The following is a 22,641-nucleotide window of genomic DNA, read 5'->3' as shown; positions in this document are numbered from 1 at the left end:
GTCTGTCAGTTCTGCCGACTGCATGCGTCAGATAATTTCCTGTAGCTGATTTGTGCGGGCTTGCCGGTGTTATCGATGTATTTCATGTCGGCGGTGATGACTTTGCATTCCAGGGTCGGCGGCTCGGTTAGCGAGAGCACCTTCGCCACGTGGAGTGGCATGCCGTATTGGTAGGGTGCTTGATTCGATGTGGCGGAGGTGTCGTTGGCTTGGGCCAGTGCGGCGTATGAGCTGCAGGCGAGGGTGGCGGTGAGCAGGAAGGGACGAATGTTCATGAGAGGACTCCAGCGTAACGGATAGGCGCCCGGCACGAAGCCGGGCGAGCCTGCCGCACTGGGCGTCAGCGGGGGAGCTGAGGGTGTGCGGTGATATGGAGTCTCTGACTGTGGCGTTAAGGCTGAGTTAACCGCGGTGAATGTGGGCTGGGTTACTCAGGATAGTTTTTACCTTTTCTCGGGCATTTTGTTGTTTGCGATAGGAGTCATTAGGATACGAGCTTTGACGCTCAAAAAGATCAATAATAGGCTGTAGTGCAAGATTTCAGTACCCTAACTTATCTGGAAAAAACGAGAGCGGCGGATGGGTGGCCTTCCACGTTTTTGCGAGTTCTTTTGCTTTTTCTAATTGCTCTTTTGACAGGTTTTTTTCTATGTCAGGCAATGTGTCGTTGACATCTCGTATTACGTTGCCTCCGCCATTAAGCTCTAGCAGATTTGAAAGTAAAGCATAGGACTTTATTGGGTCGAAGGCGAAACCGTACTTGGAATTTGCTTCACCTATGTAGGATGCATACCCAAATACGCCTTCTACATAGCTCGAGTCAGCTGCTTTTTCGTTCCAGAATCTGAACGAGGCTAAATCATTTTTTCGATCATGATTGCGGCTAACCCCATCATTGCGAGTGGGTAACCACTTTCAGCAGAAGCCTTCATCCATCCTTCGATAGCTTGGTTGCGCCTAGAGGGTAGTAAAAATGAACCATTCCCTTCTTGGTACTTCGTCGCCAGACGGAACTGAGCAAACGCAAAGCCGTTCTCTGCGGATTTCTCCAGCCATTCCTCGTTGCCCGTCATTTCATACAGCAGATACATCGACTCGCTATCTCCCTGCTTTGCTCGCTCAACTGCAAGGCTTTTAGCTTTAACTACCCAGCTACTGGTAGAGTTTTCACCTGGAGGACAGTTATTCATGGTCGTACACAAATCTTCTCCAATCCTTCCAAGGCGAATCATGGAGTAGATGTTCCCCTTTTTGCGGAGCTTTCGTATGCTTTTTTAGCCTCCGGAGTCATGTGACGGTTGTTTTTTCTTAGCGCTTCACCGAGATAATAAAGTACTTCATCGTCACCGCCTTCGGCTGCTTTTTTTAGTGGTTCAATTGCAGAGATTGCTTTGTATTGATTGTAAAGTTCAATGCCCTTTGTTTTTTCCCTAGATTGCTCGTCCGTAAGCGCGTTTGACTGGGATGATACGAGAATTAAAAATGTTAACGCAGTGGCCACCAGTTTCATTGGATTTTTTGCCTAGTCATAGGGAGTCGTTCATTAAGGGTAGAGGTGATAATTGACCGAGATGAAATTTGGTGTGCGGGCCACCTAAAAATACACTCAATTACTCAGCTTGTCGGGGAAAAAGACAACGGTGGGTGAGTGGTTTTCCATTTTTCAGCGACAGCTCTTGAGCTTTCTATTTGTTCAGCTGTCATTTTGGTCGCAATTTCTTCAAGTGTGTCGTGAACGAAATCTTGAATAGCGCCCCCACCATCCAGCTCTTTCAGCAGGCTAATCAGTGCATAACCTTTAACAAGGTCCAGTGGGTAGCCAACTTGGTCTGGTGCGTGCGCAATAAAAGAGCCATAACTGCTAATTGCTTTCTGATCCCCCGTTTCAGCTGCTGCCTTAAGCCAATGGCGGACACCCTCAAGATCGCCCTTCTTATACAGGATCTCAATGTAGTCCATCATCGCTTTTGGGTTGCCTCCTTCAGAGGCAGCTTTCAGCCATTTACTGATGGCCTCATCACGTTTTCCAGGTACAAGAAAAATCCCTCACCTTGTCGATCACCGACCGCCATCCAATATTGAGCAAGCGCATAACCTGCATCTGCAGATTTTTCTAACCAAGTCCGATCAAAAGTTATTTCATACATTAAGTATAGCGATTCAGGGTTACCTGCCCCCACTCCCTTCATGGCTTGGTTTTTTGCTTGATTCAACCATTCGGAGGTTGATTTCTTGTTAGTCGGGCAATTATCCATTTTTTTACAAAGATCATCATTTTGGCGACCCAATTGAATCATCGCGTAAATTGATCCGTTGTTAGCGGCTGTTTCATACCAGTGGTGCGCTTCGGGCGTCATATATCGATTGCGCTTCCGGAGAGCTTCACCTAAATAATATTGCGAATCTACATCGCCGGCTTCCGCTTCCTTTTTTAGTTGCGGAATGGCGTAGTCGATTTTTAGTTGGTTGTATAGGATGATTCCACGGGTTTGTTTTGTGCCTCCCTGATTTTGCAAGATGGAGGCATGCGTTGCTCCAACCAAAGTCGGAGAGCAAATAAAAGTCAGGACAAGCAGGGTGCGAAATGCCTGGAGGAGAGTCATTTTTTTGCTGTACCCTTAGTAATTTTTACAAGCGGTGTTGCGCCGCTGCTGGAGTAATTTGGGAGAGGGATAAAGTTTTTTTGGCAATGATCTGAAAGGTTTGCGCCAAGCAGTTTTACATGGTTTTTGTAGCGCTCCCGCGCGCTGTTGCTTTGTTTGTCCAGCAAATTCCACCGGTTTCTCGGCGGCCATGCCGGAGTCCTGCTGGTAGCTGACCGGCTTCAGTTTGCGGAACACGGTCTGGTTGTCGCCGAATACCAGTTTGTGGCCGCTGCTGCTGTGCTGGAAGTGGAAGTGAATGCCTTCCTCTTCGCACAGACGCTGGATGGAAGGAGGAGTCAGACGAGACTCCCTCCACCAATCACACGTCATCGGTTAATTTGCATCAAGCCATGGCTCTGGTCGTTGCCGAAGGAATCTGAGCCAAGCGTTCAGCTTTTTGATTTTCACTATGCGCAGCCCAGCGATCGATATGAATTTGCAAATCCGGAAGCGAAGTGCAATCACCATAAATCTCAGCCAATGTGAGTTTTGTGGTGCTCAGGCGTGTAATCGTCCTGAGTGTCCCTTCAAGCGCTTCCAGTTCCTTTTGGTTATGCTTGATCGCTTGCCTGATTGCAGTTTGACGTTCTTGAAGATCCGACATGGTTGCGCGGCGTTGGAAGGGAGTCGCGCGATCTTGAGGCCGGCTTTCAATTGTCCCTCCGGGGAATTCCTTGTCAGCTTCACTCTGCCATTGCTTGAGCTGGGTACGATAGGTTTCAACTTCCAGTTTCAACCGGTCGGATTCGGTTGCGCTGATAATGTAACCCCCGCTTTTCTCCGTTTCCTGCCAGCGACGAAGCGTTGCCCAGCATGCAGGGATGTAGCCGTCGAGCATTTTGTGATCGCCGCCGTTTGCAGCCTGAACCAAAAATTGCTTGCGATCTGGCGTGTCGTTGTTTTTAAGCTGTGCAACGCACTTGGCCATAGCGGCTTCCTCATATCCTTCGCAGCCAGGAGTCCATAGCACGGAGGAGAGCACTCGCCCCGGCAATTGCAAAGGCATGAAATAACGCTGTTCACCGTGGTGCCAATAAGGTTTGCCGCCAAAGCGTGTCATCCCGGCCGCCATCACCAATCCTCCGGCGGCTGGTGTTAGAACCCCGGAGACTGTTGCAGCGAGACCGGTAATCCAAATTGGTTTTTTTGTATCCATCCATCCCGCTGGAACGCTGGGTACAGGGTCATTCTGGTTAACGATTCGGTGATGAACCAGCCCTTTTGCCGACTCGACGAATTCTTTGTCGCCAGCACGGGGGAGCCGAAGGTATAGAGAATGACGTCACTGGTTATTTCGCGGTGCAGCCAATCAGAGAGCAACAGGGCAATAGCGCCGCCGAGGCTGTGGCCGCAGACGATGATTTTTTGGTTAGTGCGGAAACGGCGAATATAGTTATCAATGAATGGTTTTAGCGCCATGAAGGACTCATAAAAACCTTGGTGTGCCTTTCCAGTTCCTCCTTCAATCGGGACTTGCTGAGCATCAATGTCTCGCCATTTGTCCCAATTTTCAGCCGTGCCTCTCACTGCGATTAGAATCATCCGGTCATCGTGTGTGGCAAAGGCTTGCGTATCGGTGTTTTTCCAATCGGATGGACCCTGCCTCGCATCACTGAAAAAGTGCACGCTCGACGGTGTTTCTATTCCTGCTCCGGCATTGGGGTCGTTTTGCGGGTAAAGACCCGGGTCAAAAGGGACTATCTCAAGGCGCTTGGAGTAGGGCACATCTTCAACCAGCGGGAACGAAGGGTTTTTAGAGTCCGCATATTTCGTTGGTTCTTCGAAGCAGGCCAGGCAGGTGTTCAGCACATGTCCAACGCTGCCCCGAGTGGGATATGTGAAAACAAAATCCTTCGGCAGCGTCGCTTCCAGCTTTTCCGGCTTTTGCCCGAAATCGCCGTAGCTCAATGTGGCCAGGAGCGACAACTGATAAAGGTTCAAGGCGCTGAATTTGGGAGCTAATGATAAAAGCGGTCTGAATGCACGTAAGGCGCGTACTTCGAGAACGTAATGTTTCTCTGGAAGCAGACCTATACCAAAGCTCGGGACCTTGTCTCCGGCAAAATCTCGGGCGAGTTTGGCGCAACCTGTCGGTAGAGGGTTTGTAAGGTCTGCCGCAGGTGGCAAGTGTTTGTTGAACTCAACGAAATCGCGAACTTCAACCTTGTGATATTCGCCTTTTTCGGCTGAGGCCCGGTAAGCGCCCGTCTTGCTGGTGCTGCCGACAGGGCGACGAAGAGTTTTTTCAGCGGCTACTTGAAGCTCTGTTATCGGCAACGGATAGTCGATTCGCTCAGACATATCGACATAGAACTTTTCCGCTCCCGCGTAAGCGGAGGATAGCGTCAGTATAAGCGGGCCGCTATAGGTTCCCGTTAATCGTGCAAAAGCTTCTCCGTCCAAGTTGCCTTGGTATTTAGTACCTTCCGAGTCCGTTAACACGTAACTCAGACCTGCATAGGGCTTGGCATCTCCAAACTCGTCTACTAAGCGAAAGCTGATCCAGCCCCCGCGTAATGGGCAAGTTCGGCTTTGGTCAGATAGCAATGATTTTTCTTGGTTCTGCATAAAAATCCTTATTCATTACAGCCAGGATAAACGGTGCACTCACGTCCATCTTGTTTGAAAGTTCTAAATTGAGGCGGTGTAGTGCATAACTCTTCTCTTCCAGAATTCCATCTTCCGGTACAAGGTTTCCAGCCGTTAGGGACTTTTACCCAGTAGCGTAAGTAGCTGGGTACTTCAACATTTGACAGCTTGAATGTCACATGGATCGTCTTGTCGGTAATCGCTTTTTTGACAAGGATCCGCCTGGTTTGCGACGCTGTAAACGACTCTCTGGAACTTTCCATTCAGGATCTGCAGCAGAACACGATAATAACTTTTCAATCTGATCTTTCTTGGCTTTAGCGGTGCTTATCTGAAAACTCCAAGCACAGAGGCCTCTTTGTTCGATTAGATCCGGGTAGGGTGTCGCGGTACTGTCTGTGCTTTCGGTCTTGATAGAGAGCCCTCCCGCCATCTCCAAACCATGGTCCCAAGCGTCCGCCCCGTACGTGGCATTAACTTCGTAGCTCACCCTCGTTAGCTCCATCGAGCAATCGGCAATGTGAAACTCTAATGGAACGTCTGTAGACACCGTCTGCTCAATGTCTTTCGCGTCGATCGTATGTGATTTCTGTTGTTGACGGGTCACAGAACCACCTAAGCCAGAACTGTATACTTGACAGGTTTCACCCTGCTTAGGTGAATACTGAGCTTTTGAAGTAAAGCCAAATTTTGCAGGAACAGTGGCGGTCAGCGTGAAATGCTCTCTGCTGTAGTAACTCGTTGCACCCTCAACAGAGTCCTTCGCCATCTGTCCAGCAAAGCTGCATGCACCAATCAACGGTAATACTAGGAAAAACGCAGCTTGAGCACTGTTTGAAAAGTATTTGCTACCCATTAATGGCTTCCTACTCAACACTGTTTGGATTGATTGCGCATTTGCGAAGCCAGTGGTATCTCCGTAGACGTTGTCTGCGGAGCCGCCTTTACCTTGACCGTATTGGACTTCCGTTGTTGGCTCTCACTCCGCTTTCTGCAACTTGGCGCGTGAGACTGCAGGCGGCTGGCAGCCACAGCACTACGACCGCAGCCCCCGGTTGAATTCTCAAGTCGCACTGCCTGCTTTCTGATCAACGAACACTCGTTGGCACCGGTCAAAGTGCTGTTGGGACGTTTCTCCGGGAAGCGGCTCCCACGCAACATCAGTCATGCAAGCTGGGGACAGACGATGGCTCAGCATCATTTCTCGCTGTTCCGGTGTGCGCCAGTCCCAAGCCTCAAGCAGGTCCATTTGCTCCTCAAGCCATTTACTGACGACTCGGGTTTCGGCCAGTGTGGCAGCCGTATCGACGTGGTAGGTCAGTAACCAGCGCTTGAGGTTGTCTCGCAGGATGCTTCTGGCTTGCTCGCCCGACTCCGGGGTGCGTAACCATGGCGCCGGATTCGGTACCGGATACATTCCAGGCCTACTGTTGTCGGCGCTTTTCCATTGGTTCTGGTCCCAATACAGCACGCTGCTGATTGGCCCGAGCAGCAGCGGCCATTCGATTTCCTCCATGTTGCCCAGGCAGCGGGCCAGAACCCGGTTGTCTTGAAAACGGAACAGTGAGCGATCGCCGTCTTCATCAATGACAATACGGGCAATCCAATGCTGAGTAAGGCTGTCGAGATCAGTCTTGTCCATGCTGGCGATCCAGCCCCAGTTGCGCTTTGGGTCATCGAGCAGTTTACGGAAGGCATCGTTGCCCGGGTTCTGCAATTCGGTCAGCCATGGACTGATAGCGGCGAATTTTGAGAACTCGGTACGTCGGTAGAGTTGTACCGAGCGTTGCATGACGCCGGCGCTGTAAAGCGAGGTGACCGGGTTGGGTTCGGCGAGGCTGTCGAGGGCGAGGATCAGCACACGGTTGAGACGGGATTGTTCGCCTATCCAGTTATTAAGCACGTCGCTCATGCTGTGGCTCCCAGATCGCATTTGCCTTCGCGGCAGGCTTCACAGATCGGGCAACGGATGTCACCTGCTTTGCGAGCAGCCTTGGCCAAGGCCATTTGCACTGCTGCCGGTACGAGCAGGGCACCTGCCTTGTCTTTCGCAGCGGCCCATGGAATGACGGGTTCCAGAATTCCGATGCCGGTCCCCACGCCCGGCGCGCCTCCGGTATTGACCTTTACCTCGGCGCCGCTGATGGTCACGCCACCCGCATCGACCTTGACGAAGCTGCCGCCAGCCTTGGCGGTCAGTTCCATGGCGCCTTCGACCACGACTCTCTGGCCGGCGTAGTAATGTATTTCGTTGCCAGCCTCAACAAACTGCCCAGTCCCCACCTTCACATGCTGCGTCACACCCACCGTCAGGTGATCATCCGCGCGCATCTCACTGATGCGGTCCAGATGGGTGATGCGGTGTTCTTCGACCTTGAATTCGCTAAGCACATTGGCTTCGACGGTGTCATGCCGTTCGTTGCCGACGCGGATTTTCTGGTCGTGTTCGATGTTTTCGTCCCAGTCGCGCTGGGCGTGGATGTAGATCTGTTCGGCGCCTTTCTTGTCTTCGATGCGGAATTCGTTGTAGCCCTTGCCGCCCGGGGAGCTGAGGGTTTTGAAGGTGCTGCGGGTCTTGTTGGCGGGCAGGTCGTAAGGGACGACGTTTTCCTTGTGGTACAGGCAGCCGGTGACGAGGGGCTGGTCGGGGTCGCCTTCGAGGAAGGTGACGAGGACTTCCATGCCGATGCGCGGGATGGCAATGCCGCCGTAAGCTGCGCCGGCCCAGCCGCTGGCGACGCGCATCCAGCAGGTGGTTTTATCGTCGGACTGGCCGTCGCGGTCCCAGTGGAATTGCACTTTGATGCGGCCGTATTGATCGCAGTGGATTTCTTCGCCGGGCGGGCCGGTGACGACGGCGGTCTGGCTGCCGAGGACTTTCGGTTTCGGGTGTTCGAGGGCAGGGCGGTAGTGCGCGTCCCATGGGGTAGCGAGGAAGCTGTTGCGGTAGCCCTGGTGGAAATCGCTCTTGTTGTCGGTGACGTCGCTGGTGACGTTTTCACCGAGCACTTGCGGTTGTTTGCCTTCGTGGAAGACTTCCAGCAGCAGCCAGAGGTCGTTCCACTCGGCGCGCGGATGTTCGGCGAGCGTGAGGAAATGGCCGCTGGTCAGCGTCGGTTCATCACCTTTGCCTTCGGCAAGTTTGTAATCGCTGCGATGGCGTTCGAGGGCGCGGGTCGAGAGGAACTTGCCGCGCTCGCGGGTGGTGAAACGGCCGGGGTAATCGTAGTCTTCCAGATCCGGGGCGAACTCGGATTTGGCTGAGCCTTCCGGTAGCAGCTTGGGTTTTTCGAAATCGTAGTCGCGGCGGCTGACGCGGGTGGTGCGGGTTTCCAGGCGCAGGTTGAAGCGCTTGATCACCGGTTTCTCGGCAGCCATGCCGGAGTCCTGCTGGTAGCTGACCGGCTTCAGTTTGCGGAACACCGTCTGGTCGTCGCCGAATACCAGTTTGTGGCCGCTGGTGCTGTGCTGGAAGTGGAAGTGAATGCCTTCCTCTTCGCACAGACGCTGGATGAAATGCAGGTCGGACTCGTCGTATTGCACGCAATACTCACGCTCCGGGTACTCGGCGCCGAGCTGGAAGCTGTAGGCGTCAGAGAGAATGCCGCGATCTTCCAGCACCTGGGCGATGATTTTCGGCACCGTCAGTTGCTGGAAGATCTGCTGATCATGGTTGTGCTGCAGGTAGGCCAGTTGCGGCACCAGGCTGATGCTGTAGCGGGTCAGGGTCTTGCCAGAGTCGCCCTGCTCGATGCGATAGACCTGGCCGTGAATCTTGCCTTCGCCGGTGGCGCCGAACGTCAGGCAGGCGCGCTTGTGCAGCAGCTCTTCGAGCTTCAGGTCGGGGCGGGCGCTGACCAGTTCGAGGTCGAAACGGAACGGTTCGTTGAGGGCTTCGCGACCGGTGAAGCTGAGGACTTGCAGGTCGGCGTTGGCGTCTTCGATCGAGAGGGTGATGTGGGTTGCATTGGCGTCCAGCATGCCTTGAATTCCGTCCGTTGAATAAGCAGGTGATGGATGTTGCAGGATTAGACGGCCTCATTCAAGGCGCAAATGGCGTAGATGTGGGGCTGCGATGTCATAGGGAAAACCCTTAGGAGGGCGGTTTGGGTCAGTGAAATCGGGCCTTTCATAGACTTTGATGGTGTTTGAGAGATTGCCATCGCGGGCAAGCCCACTCCCACAGGTTTCTCGGGTGTAGACAAAATCGGCGTTCACTAAGGTCCTGTGGGAGCGAGCCTGCTCGCGAAGGGCTTCTACAACCAATGCCAGAACCGGCTCCACAACCCGCGATTGAGGTCTTCCTTGCAGCCGGCATATTGCTGCGCATACAGATCCGAACGGTTCTGCACCTTGCGTGCGGTCGGCGGTAGCCAGGCCTTGCTCGCGTAGGTCTTGTTGCGAAAGCCGCCCCAGCCTTCGTGGTAGTTCAGGTACTGGTTATAGGCGTCGTATTTGTACACGCCGTTGATCGAGGTGGTCTTGTCCATGTACCAGCCGACGAAGTCGATGGCGTCGTCGAAGTCTTCGCGATCGGCCCAGTTGCGGCCGGTGCTTTTCTGGTAGTCGGCCCAGACTTCATCCTTGGCTTGCGCATAACCGGAAGCGGTGGAAACGCGGCCCCACGGAATCACCCAGAGCAGGTATTTGCGCGGCGTCTTGGCGTCGTAGCGATAGCCGGATTCCTGATACATGATCGCGAAAGGCACCTGGATCGGCACGCCCCAGCGTTTCTGGGTGACTTGCGCAGCGTCGTACCAGTCGCTTTTCTCGCGGAAGATTGCGCAGATGTCTTCCGGCGAGCGGGGCGGCGAGGTGCCGCAACCGCTCAGCAGGGTGGCCAGGGTCAGGAGGGCGAGGATGTGCCTGAGATTCAAAAGCTTGTTTCCGTCGTGCGCAAAAAAGGCCGACAGTCTACGCGCTCAGCTCAACTGATGACGATAGGGTAGATCCGGACCGGTTTTGCTGCAGGTCAGCGCGGCGGCTTGTACGGCGAACCTGAGCATGCCGTCAATCTGCTCGCGACTCAGCTGCTGCACGCCAGCGACCGAGTCCAGCGAGTGCTCGGTCAGCCAGGTGATCAGCGCCGCCTGAAAGGTGTCGCCAGCGCCAACCGTATCGGCGATCTGAACCTGATTGGCCGGTACCGACCACGAGCCATGGGCGCGACTGAACACGGTCGCGCCGTCGCCACCGCGAGTCAGAAAGACGATCTGGCAGCGATGTTCGAGCCAGCCTTCAATCACGTTTTGCGGATCCTGCTCGGGATAGAGCAGGCTCAGGTCCTCGTCGCTTACTTTGATCAGATCAGCGAGTTGCACCAGCGTGGCGATGCGCTCGCGCCACAGATTGATGTTCGGCTCGGGGTTGAGGCGCACGTTGGGGTCGAGGCTGATCAGGCGTTTGCCGCTTTCGCGCTGGACCAGTTTCAGCAGTGTGTCGCCAATCGGCTGCACCACCAGCGAAAACGAGCCGATGTGCAGGCCGCGAACCTCGTCGCCGAATGTCGGCAGATGCGCCTCGCTCAGTTGCCGATCGGCGCAGTCTTCGCCACGGAAGCTGTAATGCGGCGAGCCGTTGGCGCCTACCGCGACCATCGCCAGGGTGGTCGGCGCGGCGAAATCCACCAGATAGTCCGGACGCACGCCTTCCTCCTGCAGGACTTGCTGCAAACGGCGGCCGAGGTAGTCGGTGGACAGCCCGCCGAACAGCGCCGAGTCCACCCCCAAACGGCGCAGACCGACGGCGACGTTGAACGGCGAGCCGCCGGCAATCGCCTTGAAATTGACTTTCGAGGCCAGCCCGCTGGCATCGTTTTCGCTGAAGAAATCAAACAGGGCTTCGCCACACACCAGGTACATAGTTGTTTGCTCGTTATAGGGTTGCGACATGCTGTTGATAGCGTTCGTAGGCCTGCTGGAACGCCGCGACATTGGCGGCGATCGGCAGGGTTTCGCTGCGTGCGTCGAGTTTCACGCAGCGTTCGCATAGATCGGCCAGAGAAACTTCGTCGCCACTGGAGCGCGACGCGCACCACGCTGCCTGAATCGCTGCACCCAGTGCGGCGGCTTCGCTTTGCTCGGTGCAGATCACCGGGGCGTTCATGATGTCGGCGACGATCTGCCGCCACACCGCACTCTTCGAACCGCCACCGATCAGGCAAATGCGCAGGCTTTGTAAACCATTCTGGCGGAGCAAATCCAGCCCGTAGCGCAAACCGAAGGTGGTGCCTTCGACAGCGGCGCGGCACAGGTTGGCTTGGGTCAGGTTGTCCATGGTCAGGCCATGCAGGCTGCCGGTGGCGTGGGGCAGGGCGGGGACGCGCTCACCGTTGAGAAACGGCAGCATGCTCACACCTTCGGCGCCGATCGGCGACTGCGCGACCAATTGGTTGAAGGTCGGCAGATCGAGCTTGAACAGTTCGCGAATTGCACCAGTGGCGTTGGTCAGATTCATGGTGCAGATCAGCGGCAGCCAGCCGCCGCTGGAGGAGCAGAAAGTGGCGACCGAGGCATCGGCGCTGACGTTCGGCTCCTCCGAATAGGCGTAGACCGTGCCGGAAGAACCGAGGCTCATGGTGATCGCGCCGGGCTGGATATTGCCGGTACCAATGGCGCCCATCATGTTGTCGCCACCGCCGCTTGAAACTACAGCGTTGGGGTTGATGCCGAGTTGTTCGGCGACTGCCGGCAGGATAGTGCCAACGGCCGCGTGCGCGTCGATCAGCTCCGGCAGCGCGGTTTGCAAACGTCCGCTGGCGTCGATGTCGCGCAGGATCTGTACATCCCACTGCCGCGTGCGCACGTTGAAGTAACCAGTGCCGGAGGCGTCGCCGTATTCGCTGCAGGCGCGGCCGGTGAGCCAGTAGTTGAGGTAGTCGTGAGGCAACAGAATCCGCGCGATGCGTGCGAACACGTCGGGATGCTGCTCTTTGGTCCACAGCAGTTTCGACACCGTGTAGCCCGGCGCAATGACCACGCCGAGGCGTTCCAGTGAGCCTTGCTCGCCGCCCAGTTGCGCGAGCAAGCGCTCGTTTTCCGGCGTGGTTTCGGTATCGCACCAGAGCTTGGCCGGGCGCAGCACTGCGCCTTGCTCATCGAGCAGCACCAGGCCGTGTTGCTGGCCGGAGACGCCGACACCGAGGATCGCCTGGCCGTCGACGTTTGCCGCTTGCAAGGCCTGGCGGGTGGCGCTGACGAAAGCGTCGAGCCACTGCTGGACGTCTTGTTCGCGGCGGCCATTGGCGCCGCTGATCATAGTGTGCGGCGCCGCGCCCAGGCCTAGCACCTGACCGCTGTCGGCATCGAGGATGATCGCTTTGGTGCCTTGGGTGCCGCAGTCGATACCCAGGAAGAGCTTTGTTGTTGTCATGAAAACTCCACGGCTGCTCGTTCCCATGCTCTGCGTGGGAACGCCTCAATGGACGCTCTGCGTCCGCTTTTGATGGGACGCGGAGCGTCCTGGCTGCATTCCCACGCAGAGCGTGGGAACGATCAGGTTGCGAGGAGTTTTTCCAATGTCCGCGAAACCCCAACCTCGCGCAAACTCTGGCAGCACCACTCGAATGCCGCAACAAACTCCGCCGACTTCGGTATCGCTGTGCCAAAAATCTCCTCAACGCCCAGCAGCCGCTCGGTGATCAACTCATCGTCCGCCACCAATCCCCGACAGAAAGCCGCCCGCGGGTCCGGAATCGAATACGTGTCACCGTTCTCATCCACGCCTTTCAAATACAGCGCCCACGCCGCGACTACCAGGGCCGCGCGTTTGGTCTCGCGACCATCGGCAATCAGCCGATTGATCGTCGGCACGGTGAACTTGGGAAACTTCGACGAGCCATCCGAACACACTCGCTCCAGCTGATCGGCAATCGCCTGATTGGAAAACCGCGCGACTAACGTGTCCTTGTATTCGCTCAGATCAATGCCCGGTACCGGCGCCAGTTGCGGCGTGACATCCAGGTCCATATAAGCGCGCATGTAACGCACGAACAGCGGGTCGTTCATGGTCTCGTGGACGAAGCGATAACCCTTGAGAAAGCCTAGATATGTCAGCGCCAGGTGACTGCCGTTGAGCAGTTTGATTTTCATCTCTTCGTACGGCGAGACATCGTCGGTGAACTGCACGCCGACCTTTTCCCAGGCCGGGCGGCCGTTGACGAATTTGTCTTCCAGCACCCACTGCACAAACGGTTCGCAGACCACCGGCCAAGCATCATCGACGCCGTGTTTGTCGGCCAGTTGCAGGCGATGCGCGGTGCTGGTCATTGGCGTGATGCGATCGACCATGGCGTTGGGGAAACTGACGTTCTGGTCGATCCAGTCGCGCAGTTGCGCATCACGCAGCGCGGCGAACGCCAGCAGTGCCTTGCGCGCGACGGCGCCGTTATGCGGCAGGTTATCGCAGGACATCACCGTGAACGCCGGAACGCCCGCCGCACGGCGTTTGGCCAACGCAGCGCAAAGGAAGCCGAACACGGTGCCCGGCGCTTCGGGATGGGCGAGGTCGTGTTGAATCTGCGGCAGGTGCGCCATGAATTCGCCGTTGCTGTCGTCGATGCAGTAGCCGCCCTCGGTGATGGTCAGCGAGACGATGCGGATCTGCGGTTCGGCGAGTTTGTCGATCAGCGCCTGGGCGCCATCTTCAGCGAGCAGCATGTTGCGGATCGCGCCGATGACGCGCACTTCAGTGTCGTCGCTGTCGCCCAGTTCGAACAGGGTGAACAGGTAATCCTGCTCGCGCAGATCATCGCGGGCACGGCGATCTTCCGGGCGCAGGCCGACGCCGCAGATTGCCCAATCCAGCGCTTCGCCAGTGTTCATCAGGGCATCGGTGTAATACGCCTGATGTGCGCGGTGGAAACCGCCGACGCCAATGTGGGCGATGCCCTGGCGTGTGTCGCTCAGGTTGTAGCCCGGCAGTTGCACTTCGGCGGCGAGGCGATTGAGGTTCTGTTGGTTGAGTTTCATCGGATAGTCTCGAAATCAGGCGGCAGCGCGCAGTGGGCGGGTCAGCGCCACACCTTCAGCGTCGAACAGGTGGCAGTGAGTCGGGTCCAGACGCAGGCTCAATTGCTCGCCGTAACGGCTGGCCAGATCGCCGCGCACGCGCATGGTCAGGGCTTCGCCGGCGCTGGTGGTGACGTGGCAGAAGGTGTCGCTGCCAAGGCGTTCGCTGACGTCGGCAGTCACCTGCAACGTGCAATCGCCGGGTTGCGCCAGCTCCAGATGTTCCGGGCGAATGCCCAACGTCACCGCGCTGCCGACGCTGAGGCTGGCCGCGTTGAACGGCAGGCTGATGCGCGTGCCAGCGTCCAGCGCAACTTCGCAGCTGGCGCCGTCGATGCGGGCAATCTTGCCTTTGAGGAAACCCATTTTCGGCGTGCCGAGAAAGCCTGCGACAAACAGATTGGCCGGGTTGTGATAGAGGTCCAGTGGCGAGCCGACCTGTTCGATTCTGCCGCCGTTAAGCACCACGACTTTGTCGGCCATGGTCATCGCTTCGACCTGATCGTGGGTCACATAAATCATCGTCGCTTGCAGGTCTTTATGCAGGCGCAGCAGTTCCAGACGCATCTGCACGCGCAACGCCGCGTCGAGGTTGGACAGCGGCTCATCGAAAAGGAAAATCTTCGGGTTGCGCACAATGGCACGGCCGATCGCCACGCGCTGGCGCTGGCCGCCGGACAGCTGTTTCGGTTTGCGCTCGAGCATTGGCCCGAGCTCGAGAATCCGCGCTGCTTCGCCAACCTTGCGCTCGACCTCGGCCTTCGGCACGCCGGCCAGATCGAGGGCGAACGACATGTTCTTTTTCACCGTCATGTGTGGGTACAGCGCGTAGGTCTGGAACACCATTGCCAGATCACGCTTGGCCGGGCTGACTTCGGTGATGTCGCGGCCATCGAGTTCGATGGTGCCGCCGCTGACCTCTTCAAGGCCGGCGATCAGGCGCAGCAGGGTGGATTTGCCGCAGCCCGACGGGCCGACGAAGACCACGAATTCCTTGTCGTTCACTTCAAGGTCAATGCCCTTGATGATGGAAAAGCCTTCGAAGCCTTTTTGCAGATTCTTGATTTTCAGGTTGGCCATGAGATGGGCCTCCGCAATATTGTTATTCGTTTGAAGCCTTGCAGGCTTTTTGTGGGAGCGGGCTTGCTCGCGAAGGGGCCCTGTCAGTCACAATCAGTGTTGAATGACACACCGCATTCGCGAGCAGGCCCGCTCCCATATGGGGAAGGTTTCGCTTTGAGATCATTTCACGGCACCAAACGAAAGCCCGCGCACCAGTTGCTTCTGGCTGATCCAGCCAAAGATCAGAATCGGCGCACAGGCCAGGGTCGAGACGGCCGACAACTTGGCCCAGAACAATCCTTCGGGGCTTGAATACGAGGCGATCAACGCGGTCAGTGGTGCGGCATTCGAAGAGGTCAGGTTCAGCGACCAGAACGCCTCGTTCCAGCACAGGATCAGCGACAGCAGCACGGTCGAGGCGAGGCCGCCCTTGGCGATCGGCAGCAGCACGCGGACCATTTCCTGCCACAGCGTCGCACCGTCGAGGCGGGCGGCTTCGAGGATGTCTTTGGGGATGTCCTTGAAGTAGGTGTAAACCATCCAGACCACGATCGGCAGGTTGATCAGCGTGTAGATCACGATCAGCGCAATGCGCGTGTCGAGCAGGCCGAAACTCTTGGCCAGCAGGTAGATCGGCATCAGCACGCCCACCGGCGGCAGCATCTTGGTCGAGAGCATCCACAGCAGCGTGCCTTTGGTGCGCTGGGTTTCATAGAACGCCATCGAGTAGGCCGCCGGCACCGCGATCAAGAGACACAGGGCCGTGGCGCTGAACGAGATCACCACCGAGTTCCAGGCGAAGCTGAAATAGTCGCTGCGCTCATTGATGTGCAGGTAGTTCTCCAGCGTTGGCGTGAAGATGAACTGCGGCGGCGTGGCGAAGGCGTCGATTTCGCTCTTGAAACTGGTCATCACCATCCAGAAGATCGGGAAGAAAATCACGATCGCGATGGCCCAGGCCAGGGTGCCGAGCAGCAGGCTTTGCAGGCGGCGGGATTGTTGGAGGGTCATGGCAGGCCTCACGCTTTGTCAGTCAGGTTTTTACCGATCATCCGCACCAGAATGATCGCGGCGATGTTGGCGATGACCACGGCAATCAAGCCGCCCGCCGAGGCCATGCCGACATCGAACTGCACCAGCGCCTGGTTGTAGATCAGGTAGGCGAGGTTGGTCGAGGCGTAGCCGGGGCCGCCGTTGGTGGTGGTGAAGATTTCGGCGAACACCGAGAGCAGGAAGATCGTTTCGATCATCACCACCACGGCAATCGGCCGCGCCAGATGCGGCAGGGTCAGGTGCCAGAAGATCGCGATCGGGCCGGCACCGTCCAGGCGTGCGGCTTCTTTCTGTTCCTGATCCAGCGACTGCATGGCGGTCATCAGAATCAGGATCGCGAAGGGCAGCCATTGCCACGAAACAATGATGATGATCGACAACAGCGGGTAGTGCGCCAGCCAGTCCACCGGTTGCGCACCGAACAGCTTCCAGATGTAGGCGAGGATCCCCGAGACCGGATGGAAGATCAGGTTCTTCCAGATCAACGCGCCGACGGTGGGCATGATGAAGAACGGCGAGATCAGCATCACCCGCACCAGGCCGCGACCAAGGAATTCGCTGGCCTCCAGCAACGCGCTGATCAACACACCGAAGACCACACTGATCAGCAGCACACTGCCGACCAGCAACAACGTATTGGTCGCGCCGGGCATGAAGCCCGAATCGGTGAGGAAGTAAGTGAAGTTCTCAAGCCCGACGAATTCGTTTTCGCCGGGGTAGAGCAGGTTGTAGCGAATCATCGAAAAGTACAGGGTCATGCCCAGCGGCACGATCATCCACAGCAGCAACAGCGCCACCGAGGGGCTGACCAGAAACCAGCCGGGATTGCGCACCCGCAGCTTGCGCTGCGGTGGCGACAGGTCGATGTGGGCTTTGGCAGTTGAAGTATTCATGGCATTCACAACCGAGTGGGTGCAGATAAATGTTCAGGAAAAACCAGCATTCCTGACATCGACGCGGACCCTGTGGGAGCGGGCTTGCCCGCGATGGCGATGGAGAGGACGACATCAATGTTGAATATGACGGCCTCATCGCTGGCAAGCCAGCTCCCACAGGTTTAGAGGCGTTACTTGGGATAACCCGCGCGCTTCATCTCGCGTTCCGTGGTCTGCTGCGCCGCCGCCAGCGCCTGATCCACCGTGGTCTGGCCGATCAGCGCCGCCGAGAACAGCTTGCCGACCTGGGTGCCCACTGCCTGGAATTCAGGAATGGTCACCAATTGAATGCCGATGTACGGCACCGGTTTCAGCGTCGGTTTGCTCGGGTCAGCTGCCTTCAGCGACTCCAGCGTCACCTTGGCAAACGGCGCAGCGCTCATGTACGCATCGCTGTAGGTCGAAGCGCGGGTGCCCGGCGGCACGTTGGCGATGCCATCGGTCTTGGCAACCAGTTCGCCGTACTCTTTGGAAGTGGCCCAGGCACTGAAGGTTTTCGCCGCGTCCTTGGCCTTGGAGCTGGTCGGAATCGCCAGCGCCCACGAATACAGCCACGCCGAGCCTTTGTCGGTGACCTGATGCGGGGCGAAGGTGAAACCGACGTGGTCGGCGACCTTGCTCTGGGTCTTGTCGGTGACGAACGAGCCGGCGACGCTGGCATCGACCCAGATTGCACATTTGCCGCTGTTGAACAGGGCGAGGTTTTCGTTGAAGCCGTTGCTGGATGCGCCTGGCGGGCCGGATTTCTTCATGGTGTTGACGTAGAAATTCAGCGCGTTTTTCCATTCCGGGCCACTGAATTCCGGCTTCCACTGCTCATCGAACCAGCGCGCGCCGTAAGCATTGGCAACCGTGGTCACCAGGGCCATGTTCTCGCCCCAACCGGCCTTGCCGCGCAGGCAAATGCCGTACTGTTCTTTGTCTTTCTGGGTGAGCTTTTCGGCAAAGCCGGCGATTTCTTCCCAGGTCGGACGCTCCGGCATGGTCAGCCCGGCGTCCTTGAACAGGTCGGTGCGGTAATAGGTGATCGAACTCTCCGCATAGAACGGCAGCGCATACAGCGAACCCTTCACCGACAGGCCCTCACGCACCGACGGGAAGACGTCGTCGAGGGCGTAACTGGCCGGCAGGTCCTTCATCGGCTCCAGCCAACCCTTGCTGCCCCAGAGTGCGGCTTCGTACATGCCGATGGTCAATACGTCGAACTGGCCGCCCTGAGTGGCGATGTCCGTGGTCAGGCGCTGACGCAGGACGTTTTCTTCCAGCACCACCCAATTGAGCTTGATGTCCGGATGCTCGCTCTCGAAGGTTTTCGAAAGTTTCTGCATGCGGATCATGTCGCTGTTGTTGACGGTGGCGATGGTCAGGGTCTGGGCGCCAAGGCTGACGCTGCTGAGGGTCATGCAGGTGAGGGCGAGCAGAGCTTTTGCAGTGGGTTGCATCGTGCACTCCTTTTCTGGCACCCGACGGGGCAGAAGGACGGTTATTGTTTTTGTGTCTTCCGAATGCAGGAAGAATCTGCGCTGATTACAGCCTTCAACGGCAGGGCTGACAAATCATCCCTAGCACTTTTGTTGATACTTTTTTGCACTGGGGTTTGGTTGGGTGGGCGAAGGGAAGGGGTTTGCGCGAAAACTGATATTGGATGTGTACAGGTTTCTGATGCCGACACAGCCCCCTGTAGGAGTGAGCCTGCTCGCGAAGACGATATCCCTGTCACAGGGTTCTTGACTGACAGAACGTTTTCGCGAGCAGGCTCGCTCCCACAGGTGGCGTGTCGTCAGAGATGATTCTGTTCAGTCAGCCGCTGCACCGCCAGCCGCCGATAATGCGACGGCGTCATGCCCTTGAGTTGCAGAAAGCGCCGATTGAAGTTGGAAATGTTGTTGAACCCCGATTCGAAGCACACCTCGGTCACCGGTTTGTCACCGTCGGCCAGCAATTCACAGGATTTGCTGATGCGCAGGCGATTGACGAACTCGATGAAGTTTCGCCCGGTGGCCTGTTTGAACACACGGCTGAAATAGGTCGGCGTCATGCCCAGATGCTCGGCCACTTCTTCCAGTGAGATGTCCCGCGCGTAGTGGCTGAAGATGTAATCGACCGCGCGGTTGGTGCGGTCGATGTTGTGTTCGTCGGCCAGTTGCGGCGTAGTCGCACCGGACAGCAACTGGAAATCGTCTGTGGAAGAGAGCAATTCCATCAGGATGAAAAAGTGCCCGAGGCGGGTGATACCGGTGCTGTCGGCGATCTTCTGCATCAGCGTCATCGCCTGGCGAATTGTGCGTTTGCAGCGAAACTCGATGCCGTATTGCGCGCGCTCAAGCAGTGGCGCGAGACTTTTCAGTTCAGCGAAAACCTGATGCCCGCTTTCAAACAATTCGTCGGTGAAGTTGACCAGCATGTCGCGCTTCTCGACCACTTCATCCTCGGCGACCTGGCTGATCCAGTTATGCGGCAGGTTCGGACCGGTCAGAAACAGGGTTTCCGGATAGAAGTTGCCGATGTAATCGCCGATGAACACTTTGCCGGAACTGGCGACGATGAGGTGCAGCTCGTATTCCTTGTGAAAATGCCAGCGCACCAGCGGGCAGGGAAGCCGTGCTGGCGGTAGATGATGGACAACCCGTTATGGTCATCCATCAACTCGTAGGAAGGATCGGTCACGCGAGCGGTTCGGGTCATGACAGGGGCGCTGTTCTTGTTCTCTGCGCAGGATCATGCCCGGTTTGTCATGCTCGGCGCCAGTCTGATGGCTGAGCAGATCAAACGGAGCGCCCGTGCACCTTGTTCAGGTTGGCCGTGCGGCAAAAATCGACGATTCGTGACTCTTCAATAAAATCGACATTGATGATGTTGCACAGCTGGGCCCAGTTGCTTTTGCCTGGATCGAACAATTCATTCAGCTGGTCATGAATATCCACCGGCCCGCCAAGGGCGCTGTAACTTGTTGCGGACAAGGACCAGAACTCCCAACTGGAAGTTGGTTTTTTCAATAGCTGGGTGATGAATTGGTGCAGTTCTTGAACGTTAGTGATGTTTTCGCCAGTCCATTCGTGGTCGATTTTGCCGATAAACACGCTTTCGTTCAGATCCCGGTGAGACTGTGCCGCCACCACAATACGTTGTCGCGGACTGATTTGCTTCAATTGTTCGATCGGCAAGTAATGATTGCTCCGGGGAATAATGCGCATGCCCAGGAAGTGAATAATCATTTGATTAAAATAGGCGAAGTCAAAGTTCTCACCGTCCAGCGCGTGAAAATCCAGCACAATAAATTCGTCAGGATGCTTTTCCAGAAAGTCATTTACGTCTGTAACAAGATGGCCCAGCGTTCGCGAATTGCGATGGCCGTTGTGATGTAGGCGGAATTTAGCCAACCCCTCGGCACTCTGCTCATAATCGAGGCGGATATCCAGGGCTCTTGCGCCGTGATGGAGCTGATGGAAAAACGTATTGTGCTGACATGCCAGCCAGTGGCGCGGCGGACCGAGGAGCGGATAAGAAGCTTGCCAGTCGCTACCCGCGTTGTGCGTGCCCGGCAGCGCCATTTGCAGAAGCGTCAAACTGTCGAGGGACGGTGTCGCCGTCATCCATTCATAAGTGTTGTATGGAGCGTTCATAATAAGCCTGCATGGTTTTAGTTTGCGCCAACGGTCATGTTGGCGTTGCAGGTTGTTTATAGATAGATGTGGCGAAGTTGCCAATACGATGAGTGATGCAATATGTTGTTCATTGTTTCTATTATTTGTCGCGTTTCTTTTCTTCGATCCATTGCGCCATGTATTGCGTGCTCTTAAGCGTGTGATGACGCAGCATTGAACCTGTGAAGTTGTTTTTTCTAAATTGCGGCAAAAGTTGTCGGCAGGCATGGATTCGTTCTATGAGCGCAGCGGCGTGAGTTGTTCGCTGATAACGCTGCTCAAGTAGTTCCAGGCTCCATTGTTGTGCCTGCTGCCACCGAAGCTGATCGTTATACAGCTGCACCGCTTGCTCGGCGAACTGATGCGCAGTGCTCACCACGGCGCCCGGCCATGGATGATTGTCATGCATGCCCTCGGTGCCGACGGGCGTGGTCACGCTCGGCGTGCCACACAACATCGCATCAATCAGTTTGCCTTTGATACCGGCACCAAACCGCAACGGTGCCAGACAGACTCGCGCCGCTGACATCACCTGCAAGGCATCCTCGGCACGGTTCATGATGTGAAAGCCTTGCGCCGCGTTATGCAGCGCCGAGGCTTTCGGCGGGGTGTACGCGCCGTAGACGTGTAACTGCGCCGCCGGAAGTTGCGCCCTGATCAACGGCCAGATTGTGGTCTTCAACCACAGCACGGCATCCCAGTTTGGCGCATGACGAAAATTGCCTATGCTGAGGAAATGCTCGCGCTCCGTGTATCCAGACGGCTCGAGGCCTGGTCGATCAACCATCAGCGGGCACCAGTGCAGCAACTCCGGCGACAGACCGAACTGCTCGACCAACAGCTTGATTTCCGTGGGAGAAATGATCAGGTTCAGATCGCACCGGTACAGCGCTGCAATCTCTCGTTTGGCCAGATCGGTGTCAGCCATCAGCTCAAATTCCTCGCGCAACCCTGGCGCGAAAAGATCAGTGAAGTCGTCCTGATCCTGGTTGACCTTCAAGCGGTCCTTCAGCCTTTGATGGCGCGCATGGCGCAAGCTCTGCAGATCAGATGTTTCGAGTACACGCAGAGCGGCAGGACAGTGTTTTTCCACACGCCAGCCAAACTGCTCTTCCATCATGAACTGATCGAACAGCACGATATCCGGCGCCAGCGCGCTGATGAACGTATCGAAACTGCTGTTGTTGAGTTCGATCGGCACTTCGCGAATGCCCAGCGCGCTGAGGTCCGCCTTATGCTCTCCGGGGCCGGCCGGGCTGCTGAAGGTGATGTCCCAGCCTTGCTCGAGGAACGTTTCGAGAATCTGCATGACGTGGCCGCTGGCTGCAGACGAGCGTGGTTCGGGCCAGACGTAGCCAATGACCAGGACTTTGGTGGTGGAGGGCAGTGTCATGACGGCAATCCTGAATATCAGCCGAGTCGGCAGAAAAAGGGCGCAATTAAACCACAGTGATCGTTATCTGCGCCCCTTTCGTCAGCACTGCATTTTCAAGCCCTGTTTAAAAAGCCGGTTTGGCCAGGTTGAGCAGGAGCGGGCCCTGAAGAAACTCTCCGGGAGCGGTGCTATCGATCGCATGGGTGATCGCGGCAAGGTTGAAGTGAAACGTGGCCTCGCTGGTTTGGTACTGATCGATCAAAGAGACAGCCAGGGAATAGGACTCGGCATTCAATAACGCCGGATGTTCTTGCATGATTTTTGGCCAGT

22 protein-coding genes and 1 pseudogene are annotated in these 22,641 nt (G+C 56.6%); 1 reads left to right on the top strand and 22 read right to left on the bottom strand.

Annotated features, from left to right (window positions below; translation table 11 throughout):
• Nucleotides 1-5 precede the first annotated feature (5 nt).
• From LJU32_19320 to LJU32_19215, 22 genes and pseudogenes are all read right to left on the bottom strand, one after another.
• Nucleotides 6-275 carry a DUF2790 domain-containing protein gene (locus LJU32_19320; protein ID WKV87766.1) on the bottom strand — a complete coding sequence of 90 codons (270 nt, stop codon included), beginning with the start codon at nucleotides 273-275 and terminating at the stop codon, nucleotides 6-8.
• A 579-nt stretch (nucleotides 276-854) separates the two neighbouring features.
• Nucleotides 855-1,232: a hypothetical protein gene (locus LJU32_19315; protein WKV87765.1), complete on the bottom strand. Its 378-nt coding sequence runs from the start codon at nucleotides 1,230-1,232 to the stop codon at nucleotides 855-857.
• The gene (locus LJU32_19310; GenBank protein WKV87764.1) at nucleotides 1,229-1,510 is read right to left on the bottom strand and encodes a hypothetical protein; all 282 of its coding nucleotides are present in this window, start codon (nucleotides 1,508-1,510) and stop codon (nucleotides 1,229-1,231) included. The genes LJU32_19315 and LJU32_19310 overlap by 4 nt, the downstream gene beginning before the upstream one ends.
• 104 nt (nucleotides 1,511-1,614) lie before the next feature.
• Nucleotides 1,615-1,962, bottom strand: coding sequence for a hypothetical protein (locus tag LJU32_19305; GenBank protein WKV87763.1), 348 nt, complete (start codon nucleotides 1,960-1,962; stop codon nucleotides 1,615-1,617).
• Between the two features lie 32 nt (nucleotides 1,963-1,994).
• Nucleotides 1,995-2,603 (bottom strand): hypothetical protein, encoded by a 609-nt coding sequence (locus LJU32_19300; GenBank protein WKV87762.1) that lies wholly within the window; start codon nucleotides 2,601-2,603, stop codon nucleotides 1,995-1,997.
• 15 nt (nucleotides 2,604-2,618) lie between these two features.
• Nucleotides 2,619-2,975: a hypothetical protein gene (locus LJU32_19295; protein ID WKV87761.1), complete on the bottom strand. Its 357-nt coding sequence runs from the start codon at nucleotides 2,973-2,975 to the stop codon at nucleotides 2,619-2,621.
• Between the two features lie 13 nt (nucleotides 2,976-2,988).
• Complete coding sequence (locus LJU32_19290) at nucleotides 2,989-3,717, bottom strand: hypothetical protein (GenBank protein WKV87760.1); 729 nt, start codon at nucleotides 3,715-3,717, stop codon at nucleotides 2,989-2,991.
• A gap of 23 nt (nucleotides 3,718-3,740) precedes the next feature.
• The gene (locus tag LJU32_19285; GenBank protein WKV87759.1) at nucleotides 3,741-5,213 is read right to left on the bottom strand and encodes a lipase family protein; all 1,473 of its coding nucleotides are present in this window, start codon (nucleotides 5,211-5,213) and stop codon (nucleotides 3,741-3,743) included.
• Between the two features lie 196 nt (nucleotides 5,214-5,409).
• Nucleotides 5,410-6,090, bottom strand: a complete 681-nt coding sequence (locus LJU32_19280) for a hypothetical protein (GenBank protein ID WKV87758.1) — start codon at nucleotides 6,088-6,090, stop codon at nucleotides 5,410-5,412.
• Between the two features lie 207 nt (nucleotides 6,091-6,297).
• Entirely contained in the window at nucleotides 6,298-7,146 is an 849-nt protein-coding gene (locus LJU32_19275) for a DUF4123 domain-containing protein (GenBank protein WKV87757.1), read from the bottom strand.
• On the bottom strand, nucleotides 7,143-9,215 hold the full coding sequence (locus LJU32_19270; GenBank protein WKV87756.1) for a type VI secretion system tip protein VgrG: 2,073 nt from the start codon (nucleotides 9,213-9,215) through the stop codon (nucleotides 7,143-7,145). The genes LJU32_19275 and LJU32_19270 overlap by 4 nt, the downstream gene beginning before the upstream one ends.
• A gap of 275 nt (nucleotides 9,216-9,490) precedes the next feature.
• The gene (locus tag LJU32_19265; protein WKV87755.1) at nucleotides 9,491-10,111 is read right to left on the bottom strand and encodes a hypothetical protein; all 621 of its coding nucleotides are present in this window, start codon (nucleotides 10,109-10,111) and stop codon (nucleotides 9,491-9,493) included.
• A 45-nt stretch (nucleotides 10,112-10,156) separates the two neighbouring features.
• Entirely contained in the window at nucleotides 10,157-11,095 is a 939-nt protein-coding gene (locus tag LJU32_19260; GenBank protein WKV87754.1) for a carbohydrate kinase, read from the bottom strand.
• Between the two features lie 13 nt (nucleotides 11,096-11,108).
• A complete protein-coding gene (gene xylB, locus LJU32_19255; protein WKV87753.1) occupies nucleotides 11,109-12,605 on the bottom strand; it encodes a xylulokinase in 1,497 nt (498 codons plus the stop codon).
• Nucleotides 12,606-12,727: 122 nt separating this feature from the next.
• Nucleotides 12,728-14,203 carry a mannitol dehydrogenase family protein gene (locus LJU32_19250; GenBank protein WKV87752.1) on the bottom strand — a complete coding sequence of 492 codons (1,476 nt, stop codon included), beginning with the start codon at nucleotides 14,201-14,203 and terminating at the stop codon, nucleotides 12,728-12,730.
• Between the two features lie 15 nt (nucleotides 14,204-14,218).
• Nucleotides 14,219-15,322 carry a sn-glycerol-3-phosphate ABC transporter ATP-binding protein UgpC gene (gene ugpC / locus LJU32_19245; protein ID WKV87751.1) on the bottom strand — a complete coding sequence of 368 codons (1,104 nt, stop codon included), beginning with the start codon at nucleotides 15,320-15,322 and terminating at the stop codon, nucleotides 14,219-14,221.
• Nucleotides 15,323-15,484: 162 nt separating this feature from the next.
• Nucleotides 15,485-16,315 carry a carbohydrate ABC transporter permease gene (locus LJU32_19240; GenBank protein WKV87750.1) on the bottom strand — a complete coding sequence of 277 codons (831 nt, stop codon included), beginning with the start codon at nucleotides 16,313-16,315 and terminating at the stop codon, nucleotides 15,485-15,487.
• Nucleotides 16,316-16,323: 8 nt separating this feature from the next.
• Nucleotides 16,324-17,250 carry a sugar ABC transporter permease gene (locus LJU32_19235; protein ID WKV87749.1) on the bottom strand — a complete coding sequence of 309 codons (927 nt, stop codon included), beginning with the start codon at nucleotides 17,248-17,250 and terminating at the stop codon, nucleotides 16,324-16,326.
• Between the two features lie 173 nt (nucleotides 17,251-17,423).
• Entirely contained in the window at nucleotides 17,424-18,734 is a 1,311-nt protein-coding gene (locus tag LJU32_19230) for a sugar ABC transporter substrate-binding protein (GenBank protein ID WKV87748.1), read from the bottom strand.
• A 338-nt stretch (nucleotides 18,735-19,072) separates the two neighbouring features.
• A pseudogene (locus LJU32_19225) lies at nucleotides 19,073-19,977 on the bottom strand (AraC family transcriptional regulator).
• An 80-nt stretch (nucleotides 19,978-20,057) separates the two neighbouring features.
• The gene (locus LJU32_19220; GenBank protein WKV87747.1) at nucleotides 20,058-20,915 is read right to left on the bottom strand and encodes a phospholipase; all 858 of its coding nucleotides are present in this window, start codon (nucleotides 20,913-20,915) and stop codon (nucleotides 20,058-20,060) included.
• Between the two features lie 121 nt (nucleotides 20,916-21,036).
• A complete protein-coding gene (locus LJU32_19215) occupies nucleotides 21,037-22,329 on the bottom strand; it encodes a glycosyltransferase family 4 protein (GenBank protein ID WKV87746.1) in 1,293 nt (430 codons plus the stop codon).
• Here LJU32_19215 and LJU32_19210 point away from each other — a divergent pair.
• Entirely contained in the window at nucleotides 22,328-22,609 is a 282-nt protein-coding gene (locus LJU32_19210) for a hypothetical protein (GenBank protein WKV87745.1), read from the top strand. The two genes, LJU32_19215 and LJU32_19210, sit on opposite strands and share 2 nt — an antisense overlap.
• Nucleotides 22,610-22,641 lie beyond the last annotated feature (32 nt).

The sequence above is a fragment of the Pseudomonas sp. B21_DOA genome (assembly GCA_030544685.1).
In the GTDB taxonomy this organism is placed as follows: Bacteria; Pseudomonadota; Gammaproteobacteria; order Pseudomonadales; family Pseudomonadaceae; genus Aquipseudomonas; species Aquipseudomonas fluorescens_AO.
Note: the sequence above shows the minus strand (reverse complement) of the source record. Positions and strands in the feature narration are given on the sequence as shown.